Here is a 12,759-nt window from a genome sequence, read left to right on the forward strand (position 1 = left end):
CGCATGGCAGTGTCATGACAATTGTGTTTAGGTATAGAGTAGGAAAGCAAGTAGGCCTATACCCAGTATTAAGCGATAAATAACAAATGGCAGCATTCCCATGCGCTCAATGTATTTTAAAAATAGGAAGATACAGGCATAGGCGGCGACAAATGAAAGCCCTGCCCCGAGGGTCAGTGCCTGCCAATCAACTGCGGTGTCGCCTGTCGCCAACTGCACCGTTTTTATCAGTCCCATACCGCCAATAACCGGCACTGAGAGTAAAAACGAAAAGCGTGCCGCGCTTTGCTTATTTAAGCCCAAAAACAGGCCGGCGGTCATGGTAATACCTGAGCGCGAGGTGCCCGGGATCAGCGCAACAGCTTGCGCCACACCAATCAACAGAGCCGATTTCCAGTTCAGCTGATAAATATTTTTAGTTTCTTTGGCCTTAAAATCTGCCCACCACAAAACCAGACCGAAGAAAATGGTGGTAATGGCAATAACAATAGCAGCACGTAAGTGCTGTTCTATCAAGTCTTCAAATACTTGCGCCGCTAACCCAGCAGGAATGGTGGCCAGCAAAATGTACCAGCCAAGACGACTGTCATCGCTTGCGCCCTGAGAACCAAACGATTTAAACCAAGCAACAACAATATCGCCAATCTCTTTACGAAAATAAATCATCACCGCCAGCAACGAGCCGACATGCACGGCAACATCAAAAGCTAAACCTTGATCCTGCCAGCCTAAAAGCTGTGATGGCAAAATAAGGTGTGCCGAGCTGGAAATAGGTAAGAATTCAGTGAGGCCCTGTATAATGGCTAAAACGATGATCGCAAGAATGGTCATTCGAAAGCTACCTTCCATAGTTTTTGTTGAGATTTATCATAACTCTGCCAAAGCTCAGCGATGGTCGCTTGCGCAATGGGGTGGTAAAAATCCGGGGCTATTTCAAATAAAGGCCAAAGCACAAAAGCATTTTTAGTAATTTCATCTCGCGGTAGTTGCGCTGGCGTATCGCAAATCACATCGTCGTAAAAGAGTAAGTCGAGGTCCAACGTACGTGGACTAAACTTTTTATCTGCCGGAGTACGGCCATGATCCCGTTCAATTTGCTTTAATAAAGCGCATACTTGATGCAGCGTCATATCGGTATCGACGCCGGCAACCGAGTTATAAAAGTTACTGCCATTAAAACCGACCGCTTCACTTTCAAACACGCTCGAGTGCTCTAAGGCGCCGAAATAATAGCGCAGTGCAGATAAACCTTTGCTTAAGTTTTCGTGCTTGTTGATATTAGAGCCCAAGCTAATGTAAATACGCGCCATAACTAGTGCTTACTACGGGTGATCATCACCCCCACCGTTTGTGCTTGTGGTACGGCTGCAGGCTTGCTGACTTTGATACTCACCTTATTAGTGGCAAACTCTGCTAGGATGAGTGCCGCTAACTGCTCTAAAAGTGTTTCCAGCAGCTCGACCGGTTTTGCAATACAGTGCTCGGTCACACGGCGGCTCACTTCGGCATAATCTATTGTCTGAGATAGGTCATCGCTAGCTGCCGCAGCAGCAATATCACAATCCATTTCGATGTCAAAATACAGGCTCTGTTTACATTCTTTCTCAAAGTCGTACACTCCTATTATGGTGTCGACCTTTAGTTGCGATATATAGACTTTATCCATCTCTTCGGCTCCAATGCCAGCTGGTCGGATACCTACGCGGCGTTAAACTCAGTACCCTGAGCCAGACAAACTGCTCAAATAAACAATGAGCGGCGATAATAGCCCAAAACGTACAATTAAAAAATAAGGATGACAGTGTTAGCGGCGTTAATGTGCATTTTTGCCTACCTCTTAGGCTCGGTCTCATCGGCAGTACTGATTTGTCATCTGTTTGCGTTGCCAGACCCAAGAAAAGCGGGCTCAAAAAATCCCGGTGCCACGAATGTTTATCGTTTAGGCGGCAGACTGCCTGCGGTGATGGTGCTGTGCTTTGATATTTTAAAAGGCACCATACCCGTATGGGGAGCCTACTTTATGGGCATAGATCCTATCTATTTAGGCTTGGTTGCCGTGGCCGCATGTTTAGGGCACATCTACCCACTCTTTTTTGGCTTTAAGGGCGGCAAAGCCGTGGCCACCGCCTTTGGGGCCTTACTGCCGATAGGTTTATCGCTCGGGGGATTGCTTATTCTTACTTGGGCTAGTGTCGTTGCGCTGACTCGCTATTCGTCGTTGGCTGCGTTGGTAACCGTGTCATTAGCGCCACTATACACTTGGTTGATTAAACCCTTATACACTCTGCCTGTCACGTTTTTAACCGTCGTCATTATTTTTCGCCACCGTGCAAATATGGTGCGTTTATTCAAAGGTGAAGAGCCAAAGGTTGGCGAGAAGAAAAAAGCCGAGTAACACTCGGCTAGTATTTATAAGTCGACAACCAAGCGATAACTTCTTTGGCCACTGGCCCAATACTTGCGCTCAAACGGCGTGATCGCGGTGTCGCTATGATAAGGCTCAACAGCCGTTGGGTGCCCTGCCAATTGCAATGCTCTGGCAAACTCACGAACATAAATATGCCAATTGCTGCGCAGCTCTAGACGCCCGCCTAAGGCAACAATAGTCGGAAAAATAGCAGCGCCGTGCCAGCGACGTTGGATATGCTTAGCCTTCGGCCAAGGGTTCGGATAGAGCAAGTAGTGATGACTCGGTTGCCACTGAGCTTGCTTTGCCAAGCGCCAAAAGTCATTCAAGTCTGCTTGCACCAGCAGGTACTCTCCTCCCTCATCCTGGCGGTACTGCACGTCGTGTTTGTGCAAACGATGCGCTGACTTATCAACACCAATAATCAAGGCATCAGGGTGCACTTTAGCTAAATTGGCGGTACTTTCACCAACACCACAACAGGAGTCCAAAATGATAGGTCCGTTGGCTTGTTGTACTTTATCGTTTACTTCATCAAAAGCGCGCTGAGTGTGCGCGGCTATCGGCTTTTTAAACTCAGCATTAAGGTGCTTAGTGACGATATCATCGAGCTTGTCATGGAGGCTCGGTTGGTTCGAAATAATCGCACGAGAACTTGCATCAACCATCAGTGACGTAACCCCACACCTTTGCGAATTAAAGTCAGTGCCAAGGTAAATAAGGCGGTGATAAACAGTAGCAGCACCGCAAATGATACCCAAATATTGACATCCGATACCCCTAAAAAGCCAAATCTAAAGGCATTAACCATGTAAATGATCGGGTTGATTTGCGACACTCCCTGCCAAAACTCAGGTAGCAGAGTAATGGAATAAAACACCCCGCCAAGGTAGGTCAATGGTGTGAGCACAAAGGTCGGGATGATACTGATGTCATCGAAACTATTGGCATAAACCGCGTTGATCAATCCACCTAGAGCGAATACTGCTGAGGTCAGAATAACCGTGGCGATAATCACAAATATATTATGAACTTGGATATCGACAAAAAATAGCGACACTAAGGTCACCATTAACCCCACGAGCATGCCACGAGCCATACCCCCACCCATGTACCCCAATACAATAATGTAATTCGGCACAGGGGCCACCAGCAGTTCTTCAATGCTTTTTTGAAACTTAGTAGAGTAAAAACTAGAGGCCACATTCGAGTAGGAGTTGGTGATCACCGACATCATAATAAGCCCAGGGACGATAAACTCCATGTAGGTAAAGCCGCCCATTTCGCCAATACGCGAACCAATTAAACTGCCAAAGATCACAAAGTACAAGGTCATGGTAATCGCCGGAGGCACAAGGGTTTGCACCCAGATACGCAAAAAGCGAATACACTCTTTAATCCAAATACTTTTTAGCGCCACGCCATACTTCAACATTAAGACTGTCCTCGCTCTTGATTCAACAAACCCACAAACAACTCTTCCAGGCGGTTAGCCTTATTGCGCATACTCAATACCGTGTTGCCTTGCGCCGTTAAAGCATTAAAGACCTCATTCAAACCTTGTGATTTTGCCACTTCCACCTCTACGGTGTGCTCATCGCTCAGGGTGAATTCGTAGCCAGGCAAGCTCACCGGCTTAGCCGGTTGTTGCAAATCGAGAATAAAGGTTTCTTTATCCAACTTAGCTAGCAACGCTTTAATTGTGGTGTGCTCAACAATAATACCTTGGTCGATAATAGCGATGTTTTTACACAGCAATTCCGCCTCTTCAAGGTAATGAGTAGTTAGGATAATAGTCACCCCTTGGCGGTTAATTTCACGCAAAAAATCCCACATTGAGCGTCGTAGTTCGATATCAACCCCGGCCGTTGGCTCATCCAAGATAAGCAGCTTAGGCTCGTGCATTAACGCCCGTGCAATCATTAATCGGCGTTTCATCCCGCCGGAGAGGCTACGTGCTTGTTTGTCTTTTTTATCCAGTAAACCTAACTGCTTTAGGTACTTATCTGCACGTTTATGGGCTTCGCCGCGCGGCACACCATAATAGCCTGCCTGATTCACCAAGATTTGTTGCAGAGTTTCAAACTGACTGAAGTTGAACTCTTGTGGTACCAAGCCCAACTCTGACTTCGCCGCCTCTAAGTCAGTATCAATGTTGTGGCCAAATACTTCGACTTTACCTGAGGTTTTGTTCACTAACGATGAAATCACCCCGATGGTGGTCGACTTACCGGCACCATTGGGGCCTAACAAAGCAAAAAAGTCGCCTTGCTGTACTTGCAGGTCGATCCCTTTCACTGCTTGTACGCCATTTTTATAGGTTTTGGTGAGTCCTTCAATATTCAATGCCACTGTCATTTACTTTTGCTCTCCATAACCCCAACGTGAGGTCAATTGTTGTTCGATTCCGAGGTGGTCGAGGATCCGCGCCACCATAAAGTCCACCAACTCAGCAATACTCTGCGGTTGATGATAAAAGCCCGGCGCTGCCGGCATAATAGTGACCCCTAGGCGCGATAGCTTGAGCATATTCTCAAGATGAATTTCATTAAAAGGCGTTTCCCGGGGCACTAAAATTAACTGTCCACGTTCTTTGATGACCACATCCGCAGCGCGCTCAAGGAGATTGTCCGAGGCACCAACGGCAATGGCGGATACTGCACCAGCGCTACATGGGCACACCACCATTTTTTTTGGTGCTGCTGAGCCCGAAGCCACAGGACTAAACCAGTTGTCTTTGCCAAACACCTGCAGTTGTTCGGGTTCGGCGCTAAAGCGCTCGCTCAACTGTGCCGTGGCTTTTTGCTCATTCGCAGAGAGTTTGATGTTCGATTCGGTGTCCAGCACCACCCGCGCCGCACTGGAAATTAACACAAACACCTGGTGCCCTTGCTGAAGTAACACTTCGAGCAAACGCAAACCATAGGGAGCGCCTGAAGCGCCACTAAAGGCTAAGGTGATTGGTTCTTTGAATTGGCTCATACCTTTTCCTTATTCGCTAAGGCATCAAGTAGACGTTGGTGAATGCCGCCAAAGCCGCCATTACTCATGACCAATATATGGCTGTTCGGCGCGGCTTCGGCAATGATGTTCTCTACTAGCGCATCAATATCGTGTTCACAGTGCGCGCCCGCTTTGTCAGCTTGCTCTGTCAATGACCACCCCAGACCGGGGGGCTGGTATAAAAAACAGCTATCAGCTGCCTGCAATGACGCCATCAGGGTGTCTTTATGCACGCCCATTTTCATGGTGTTCGAGCGCGGCTCCAGCACTGCAATAATACGCTCATCGCCTACCTTAGCACGAAGCCCGGCCAGGGTAGTGGCGATTGCGGTAGGGTGATGGGCAAAATCGTCATAAACGGTGACCTCCTCTACTTGGCCCTTTAATTCCATCCGCCGTTTTGGCGATTGAAACTGCTCTAGTGCAGCAATACTGGTTGCCACCGCAACCCCAGCGTGACGCGCGGCAGCGATCGCCATCAAAGCGTTATTCACGTTGTGCTCGCCAATTGCCTGCCAATTTACGCAGCCTTGCACTTCGCCCTGATAAAGTACGTCGAAGGCACTGCCATCGGCGCTACGCAGACGATAATGCCACTGCTGTGGGGCCAGTACTTCATATTCGCTCCAACAGCCTCGGTCGATCACTTCTGCCAAGGCGTGATCCTGTTGCGGATAAATCACCTTGCCGCTGCCTGGTAAGGTGCGCATCAGGTGATGAAACTGGGTTTGTATTGCCGCTAAGTCTGGAAATATATCGGCGTGATCAAACTCTAAGTTATTTAATACTAAGGTCCGTGGCAGGTAGTGGACAAACTTGCTGCGCTTATCAAAAAATGCGGTATCGTACTCATCCGCCTCAATAACAAAAAAAGGCGTCTCACCGAGGCGTGCCGACACGCCAAAGTTTTGCACCACTCCGCCAATGAGAAAGCCCGGCTTGAGCCCTGCGTACTCCAGTATCCAAGCTAACATACTCGCCGTGGTGGTTTTACCATGGGTGCCGGCCACAGCAAGCACCCAACTGTCGCGTAGTAGGTGCTCCTTTAACCACTCAGGGCCGGAGGTATAGCGCAAGCCTTTATCTAATACATACTCGACACAAGGATTGCCGCGACTCATAGCATTGCCAATGATAACCACATCGGGAGCTGGGTTAAGTTGGCTCGGATCATAGCCCTGTACGAGTTCAATCCCCAGCTGCTCCAGTTGAGTGCTCATGGGCGGGTAAACATTTTCATCAGAACCGGTTACCTGATGCCCTAAAGCCTTGGCAATAGCGGCGATACCGCCCATAAAGGTGCCGCAAATGCCGAGAATATGTATGTGCATAGAATTTTCCATTGGCGAAAAGAAAGCCGCTCAGCACCTTAGTCATACTGAGCGGCTCTATATGATGCCAAAATAACTTAGATAGGTGAACCCGGCGGCATAGGTAAAGGTTTAAAGCTTTGCGGCCACTGACCGCGCTCTAGGAATTGGTTAATGGCATCAGCTAAGTGTTGTTTAAAGGCACTTTCGCCGCTACTCACGCTGCCCAGCAGCTTATCTTGTTGATAGTCATCGGCAATTTGCCGTAAGTAGTACTTGAATTGAGCTTGTACTTCAGGCGCCACTTTGTCGCTACTGACTAAATTAACAAAATGCTGAGCACTCAACCACTGAATGCGATGTTGCACTTTCGCCGCCATCGCGCTGGGATGCTCATTATCAAAAATGCGGGCAACAAACTGCTCAAGTAAGTTATCGAGCCCAAACGATTGCTCGCTACGGGCCCCTTGTTGGGCAAGGCGATTCAGACGTTCAGGGTGAAACAACAGTGCCAACGTATGATTTGCCGCCACCTCAGGAAGCGCCATGGCATCAAGGGTGATCCCGGTACGCCCTTTTACACTTTCACGGGTTGGGTATTCGCCATAGGCTTTCGGCGGGATCAACGCCACCACACTCTCGGGTAACACTAACTGCTGCGCATCGAGAGTTGCCAATAGCGCTTGGAACGCACTTTGTTGGCGCTCTCGAGCAACGACTTGGGTTCCTTGCACCGGTTGCGCACTGCGCACTTCATAACTGTAATCAACGCCCCCGACTAACTTCACCGCCGCCTCAACTTGATAGCGGTGAAATAGATACAAGGGCACTAGCACTTCCTCCAGCTGCGATAAGGAGGTGCCCGCTTTGACATTCTCGATACCAAATCGCGCCAGTGCCTGTTTGCGCACTTGCATCACACGTTGTAGCTCAGCGGCCGGGTCTTCACCATTATCCCAAAGGTGACCGCTCGGGTGGGCGCCGCCTTGAGCTCGGGCATCGCGATCAGAGATAAACTCTAATCCCAATTCACGATTTTGCGCCAAAATAGCATGCAACTGTTCGCCTTCGTCCTGGCCACGAAAATCACTGTAGCCATATTTAATCACCTGTTCATCCCACAGCCCCATGCCTTTGGCATAGCCCTTGGTGGTATCTAACTGACCTTGCTGATTGAGCGCCACTAACGGGTGCGGATAATCCATGACCGAGGCTCGGGCACGGCTTGAGGCGGCAAAGTTATGAGCGATCCCTAGGGTGTGGCCTATTTCATGCGCACTGAGTTGACGGATGCGATCGAGCGCCATGGCTTGTAGCTTCTCGGTCACCTCATCACCCTTTTTATAGGGGGCAGCCAAGGCTTCGGCTATTAAAATGTCTTGGCGTACACGTAGCGATCCCAAGGTTACATGACCTTTGATAATCTCTCCGGTACGCGGGTCAATCACTGAGCCACCATAAGACCAGCCTCTCGTGGCGCGGTGGACCCACTGAATCACGTTATAGCGTACATCCATGGGGTCGGCATGCTCAGGCAGCATTTTCACTTGGAAGGCATTTTTGTAGCCCGCCTTTTCAAAGGCAGTGTTCCACCACTTGGCACCATCGAGTAATGCTGTGCGCACCGGCTCAGGCACCCCGGGGTCAAGGTAGTAAACGATCGGCTTAACAGCTTCACTCAGTGCTTTATTCGGGTGTTTTTTCTCCAGTCGATGGCGCGGGATATAGCGCACATACATGCTCTCCCCCAGTGGCGCCGAATAGTCTTTATGCTCGATACTCCAATAACCCGACTGCGGGTGAAACTCGCGCGGTTGATAATTGTCGTCTGGCAATGCAATCAATGAATGATGCATATGCACCGTCAGCGCATAAGGGTCGGCACTGACTTGCTTTACGTATTCACCAGGCTTAGTGCCACTAAACGTTAGCACCGCTTCCAACTCGGTATTGTTCACAAAAGACTTACTGCGCGGCATGTGCACGGCGCTACGTGAGGTGTCTAAGTTAAAGTGACCTTGCTTGCGCGCCGCTAAAGTGCGGCTCACGCCATGTACATCACTCAGCAGGTAGGGAGTATAATCAATCACCACCCGAGTATCGGTGAGCGCTTTAATTTCAAACCCGTGGAGAATGCTTGAGGCGAACGCTTCACGCACGCTTTGCTGTTCCGCCTGATTACTGCTAGAAGCTCGGTAATAGCTATTCAGGGCTCGTAACATCACCTTGTTGCCCATGCGCTCAAACTGCGCCAAGTAGGTATTGCCCAACTGACCGCGATCTAAACCAATATCATTCGAACCGACACCATAAGGTAAGCTTTGTTGCAGCAAAAACGGTTGTTTAAGTTTATCTACTTCCAAGTACAGCTTGCCTTCATCATTGGCATAGTAAAACGTGAAATAACCAGGATACTTGCTCATATTTTGCGTAAACTGGCTGATAGACTTAATTGCTGCGTGCGCTTGGGTTATCATAGGCAGCAACAAGAGGAACAGTGCGATTCGTAGTATCTGCGGTTTCACCATGGTTCTCACTTTGTTATTGGTATCGTTTGTAGAGTGTAGAAATTATCGCCATTGAGTATATCCACTCGGCGCCAATCTACAACCGCAACACGATAAATAAACAGCGTATTCTGAGCGGTACTCTCTCACATTTTCAGCCGCTTAGGCCCAACAGACTAAGGAACAAAACAGCATGCGCAGACTCCCTCCGGTATTGCTAGAAGACGGTTGCCCACGCGATCTTATCTCCCTTATTCGCACCATTTTGGCCGCGTGTAAGGAGATCTCTTTCCGAGTCAGTCAAGGTGCTCTTTCTGGCGTACTTGGCTCCACCTTAGACGAGAATATTCAAGGTGAAACACAAAAGAAGTTAGACGTGTTATCGAACCAACTCCTCAAAGATATCTTGTTGGAGTCAGGTTACGTTAAAGCCATCGCCTCTGAAGAGGAAGAAGGAACCGTAGCTGGAAACCCTGAGGCCGACTACATTGTTGCCTTTGACCCGCTTGATGGTTCTTCTAATACCGATATTAATTCCCTAGTGGGCACTATTTTCTCGGTGATGCGCGTACCTAAAGAAGCCGATGCCAGCGATCCAGCCATTTTCCTACAAAAAGGTGAGCAACAGGTCGCGGCGGGTTATGTTTTATATGGTCCATCAACGATGCTGGCGCTCACCACAGGTAAAGGCACTCGCCTTTTCACCTTAGATAGAACCCACGGTAGCTTCTTGCTAACGCAAGATTTTGCTTCGGTGCCAGCACAGACCCAAGAATTCGCAATTAATGCCTCTAACCAACGGCATTGGCAAGCGCCGATGCAGCAATACATTGCCGATTTACTTGCCGGTAAGAGCGGGCCTCGTGGCAAAAACTTTAATATGCGCTGGATAGCCGCCATGGTCGGCGATGTCCATCGCGTGCTCTGTCGTGGCGGCCTGTTTACCTACCCGGCCGATACAAAAAACCCCGACAAGCCTTATAAACTGCGCCTCCTTTATGAAGCCAACCCGATGGCTATGCTGATTGAACAAGCAGGAGGTTTGGCAAGTACGGGCGAGCAGCGGATTATGGAAGTAGAGCCGCAGCAAATTCACCAGCGTGTCGCGGTGATTCTCGGCTCGAAAGAGGAAGTAGAAACCTGTTTAAGCTATCACCAATAACATAAAGGCACCCTTGGGTGCCTTTTTTACTTTTCTATTGGTAAATCATGGCGGGCGCCCCATTCACTCCAGGAGCCGTCATACACTTGTAGATTCCGATAACCACATTCATAAGCAGCTAGCGCCAAGATGCAAGCCGTGATCCCGGAACCACAGCTAAATTGTAACTGCTGCATATCTGGGGCAACCAAGTCATTAAAGCACTGCTGCAATGCCGCAACGTCTAATAAGGCGCCGTCTTCAATTAACCGCGCATACGGCAAATTAGCGGAGTGCGGAATGTGTCCGCTGCGCATGCCTTCACGGGGCTCTTCTGCAGTGCCATCAAAGCGTGGCGCCGGGCGTGCATCCAATAATAAAGTGTAGCGCTGGTCTATACTCGTGAGCACTTGCTCAGCATCAATAAAGTAGCCTGCTCGTGGCTGCGCCACAAAGTTACCTTGGGCTGGCGGCTCACTCCAACCTTGTTGCACCGGTAACTCAGCACTGCGCCAAGCAGGTAGGCCTGCGCGTAATACTTTAACATTATCAAAGCCAAAGGCTTTGAACATCCACCACGCGCGTGCGGCGCTAAACAATCCTTGATCGTCATAAACAACAACTTCGGAGTCGATATTGACGCCAGCAATGCGCATTTCATGCTCGAATTGCTCGGCGCTGCATAGCATATTTGGCCAAGGGCTGTTGTGATCCGCCAACGCCGATTTTATATCAAATCGTCGAGCACCTCGGATCACCGCCGCTGGCGAGTAACCACCCGACTTACCCGGTAACACCATGCCGGCATCGAAAATTATCAACTTGGGCTCATCTAGCTTTGATGCCAATTCAGCCACTGATATCTGTTGTTCCATGTCGATAGCACCTTTTGCGCTTGCAAGTGGACTTTGACGTTAGCAGAACTCTGGCTGGCGCACCACCTCAATTATCTCTGTGGTAGAGATAGAGGGAGTACGGGGTAAGTAGACGACCTCACATACCTCTTTGAGGTCATCGAACTTACCTTGCCAATCATCGCCCATCACAAGCATGTCCGCATTGTAGGTTTCAATGTAATGGCGCTTGAGTTCTAAAGACTGCTCTAAGAATACATCGGATACACACTTTAACGCGGCAATGATATTCATACGGTCTGCTTGCGCATAGACCGGAGCGCGGCCTTTTTTCCGTACATTCAGGGCATCGGAAGATACCCCCACTATCAGTTCATCGCCAAGCGCTGCGGCACGTTCTAGGATATTGACATGGCCGACATGGAATACATCAAAAGTACCGAACGTTATTATTTTAGTTGTCATATAGGTAGCTTACTATTCTCTTCGCACTGTTGCCGTCAAGCCTCCCTGCTAGGCGTTCTATCGTGGTTTGGTTTTGTTGGTTATGAAATTTTTGTGGCTGATGTAATGCCTCTTCAATGGCACTAATCACATCAGAAGCTTTATCTGCTTTAAAGCATAGCGGCTCAAAGTAGGAGATATCATCGTCTAAACGCGCTTTAAAGCGGTACGCAAAAGGCCCTCGGTAAGACCATCTGAGCTTGTAGAAGTTGCACCACACTACCGGCTTACCCAACGCAAAGAACTCAAAAATAGCCGACGACGCATCCGACACCAAGACATCAGCGAGTGCCATAAAAGGGACTAAATTAAACTCTTCAAGTTGACTCACATACACATGCTCATACTGCTGCCATCGCTGCAATAAGCGTTGATGCTTTTGATATTTGTCTTTTGTTTGCGAAAAGTAATGCGGCTTAATAATTACATTGCAGTGTGTCAGGTTTGCCAGCCAGTTTTTAGGCAGCCGCTCCAGCGAGCTTGGATAAAAAGTAGGAGCGTAAAGCACCGTCGGCTTGCTGGCATCAAGGCCGAAATCTTCATGGCTTGGTAACGGATACTGTGGTTGACTCAATAATGGGTCTAACTTGGCGTATCCAGTATCAATAAACGTCGAGTCTGGATAGAGTGTGTGTAAGCGGGTCAAACGGTGTTGACCTTCAACAAATCGCACTGAAGTTGCATTATTCGAGGCATCATAGTAACACGTCTTGGGGCCAATACCGTGCTGCATCAACGCCGTTTTTACTATGCTATTTAACTCTGCAATAGCCGCGAAAGCCTTACCGAATATAACCCAATCAGCGCCGCATTGACGATAGAACGCGACCGCTTGTGATTCACTTTGCAGCCAATGCGCATTTAAGTTATGAGCCTTTATTGCATATTCTGCAGCCGCATTGAGCACCGCATCTTCTTGCTTATAAAGCACCACCACGGTCTGTGCACCACGTTGATTAAGCTCATCGATAACAGATAAGTATTGAGGCAAGTAGTACAAGTGTAAAACGTCGAAAAAAACCTTCATACAACG

The 12,759-nt window shown here is 48.8% G+C and carries 14 protein-coding genes; 2 read left to right on the forward strand and 12 right to left on the reverse strand.

The features are described 5' to 3' along the window. Positions 1-27: 27 nt before the first annotated feature. From MHM95_RS13155 to folB, 3 genes are read right to left on the reverse strand one after another with little or no spacing between them, the layout of a single operon-like run. A complete protein-coding gene (locus tag MHM95_RS13155; RefSeq protein ID WP_130144586.1) occupies positions 28-831 on the reverse strand; it encodes an undecaprenyl-diphosphate phosphatase in 804 nt (267 codons plus the stop codon). Then, positions 828-1,310: a 2-amino-4-hydroxy-6-hydroxymethyldihydropteridine diphosphokinase gene (folK, locus tag MHM95_RS13160; RefSeq protein WP_239385510.1), complete on the reverse strand. Its 483-nt coding sequence runs from the start codon at positions 1,308-1,310 to the stop codon at positions 828-830. Before folK ends, MHM95_RS13155 begins: the two co-directional genes overlap by 4 nt. A 2-nt stretch (positions 1,311-1,312) precedes the next feature. Continuing rightward, positions 1,313-1,666: a dihydroneopterin aldolase gene (folB, locus tag MHM95_RS13165; protein ID WP_022943360.1), complete on the reverse strand. Its 354-nt coding sequence runs from the start codon at positions 1,664-1,666 to the stop codon at positions 1,313-1,315. A 135-nt stretch (positions 1,667-1,801) separates the two neighbouring features. Here folB and plsY point away from each other — a divergent pair, with 135 nt between their 5' ends. Further along, positions 1,802-2,395 carry a glycerol-3-phosphate 1-O-acyltransferase PlsY gene (gene plsY, locus MHM95_RS13170; protein ID WP_022943359.1) on the forward strand — a complete coding sequence of 198 codons (594 nt, stop codon included), beginning with the start codon at positions 1,802-1,804 and terminating at the stop codon, positions 2,393-2,395. 14 nt (positions 2,396-2,409) lie between these two features. Here the strand turns inward: plsY and MHM95_RS13175 are convergent, their stop codons facing one another. The 6 genes from MHM95_RS13175 to MHM95_RS13200 form a co-directional block, all read right to left on the reverse strand. Next, positions 2,410-3,075, reverse strand: a complete 666-nt coding sequence (locus MHM95_RS13175; protein WP_239385511.1) for an SAM-dependent methyltransferase — start codon at positions 3,073-3,075, stop codon at positions 2,410-2,412. After that, positions 3,075-3,842, reverse strand: a complete 768-nt coding sequence (locus MHM95_RS13180) for an ABC transporter permease (protein WP_239385512.1) — start codon at positions 3,840-3,842, stop codon at positions 3,075-3,077. The genes MHM95_RS13175 and MHM95_RS13180 overlap by 1 nt, the downstream gene beginning before the upstream one ends. Beyond that, entirely contained in the window at positions 3,842-4,765 is a 924-nt protein-coding gene (locus MHM95_RS13185; RefSeq protein ID WP_022943356.1) for an ABC transporter ATP-binding protein, read from the reverse strand. The genes MHM95_RS13180 and MHM95_RS13185 overlap by 1 nt, the downstream gene beginning before the upstream one ends. After that, entirely contained in the window at positions 4,766-5,389 is a 624-nt protein-coding gene (locus MHM95_RS13190) for a flavin prenyltransferase UbiX (protein ID WP_235419558.1), read from the reverse strand. It lies immediately after the preceding gene. Further along, complete coding sequence (mpl, locus tag MHM95_RS13195; protein ID WP_239385513.1) at positions 5,386-6,741, reverse strand: UDP-N-acetylmuramate:L-alanyl-gamma-D-glutamyl-meso-diaminopimelate ligase; 1,356 nt, start codon at positions 6,739-6,741, stop codon at positions 5,386-5,388. Before mpl ends, MHM95_RS13190 begins: the two co-directional genes overlap by 4 nt. A gap of 77 nt (positions 6,742-6,818) precedes the next feature. Beyond that, a complete protein-coding gene (locus tag MHM95_RS13200; protein ID WP_239385514.1) occupies positions 6,819-9,248 on the reverse strand; it encodes a zinc-dependent metalloprotease in 2,430 nt (809 codons plus the stop codon). 172 nt (positions 9,249-9,420) lie between these two features. On the opposite strand from MHM95_RS13200, the gene MHM95_RS13205 reads away from it, so the two are divergent. Beyond that, positions 9,421-10,389 (forward strand): class 1 fructose-bisphosphatase, encoded by a 969-nt coding sequence (locus tag MHM95_RS13205; RefSeq protein ID WP_138509352.1) that lies wholly within the window; start codon positions 9,421-9,423, stop codon positions 10,387-10,389. Positions 10,390-10,415: 26 nt separating this feature from the next. Here the strand turns inward: MHM95_RS13205 and MHM95_RS13210 are convergent, their stop codons facing one another. From MHM95_RS13210 to MHM95_RS13220, 3 genes are read right to left on the reverse strand one after another with little or no spacing between them, the layout of a single operon-like run. After that, positions 10,416-11,243 carry a rhodanese-like domain-containing protein gene (locus MHM95_RS13210; protein WP_239385516.1) on the reverse strand — a complete coding sequence of 276 codons (828 nt, stop codon included), beginning with the start codon at positions 11,241-11,243 and terminating at the stop codon, positions 10,416-10,418. A gap of 39 nt (positions 11,244-11,282) precedes the next feature. Next, positions 11,283-11,687, reverse strand: coding sequence for an adenylyltransferase/cytidyltransferase family protein (locus MHM95_RS13215; RefSeq protein ID WP_045979256.1), 405 nt, complete (start codon positions 11,685-11,687; stop codon positions 11,283-11,285). Then, positions 11,677-12,753 carry a CDP-glycerol glycerophosphotransferase family protein gene (locus MHM95_RS13220; RefSeq protein ID WP_239385517.1) on the reverse strand — a complete coding sequence of 359 codons (1,077 nt, stop codon included), beginning with the start codon at positions 12,751-12,753 and terminating at the stop codon, positions 11,677-11,679. The genes MHM95_RS13215 and MHM95_RS13220 overlap by 11 nt, the downstream gene beginning before the upstream one ends. Positions 12,754-12,759: the final 6 nt, after the last annotated feature.

This window comes from Pseudoalteromonas sp. CnMc7-15 (genome assembly GCF_022347925.1).
GTDB lineage: Bacteria > Pseudomonadota > Gammaproteobacteria > Enterobacterales > Alteromonadaceae > Pseudoalteromonas > Pseudoalteromonas ruthenica.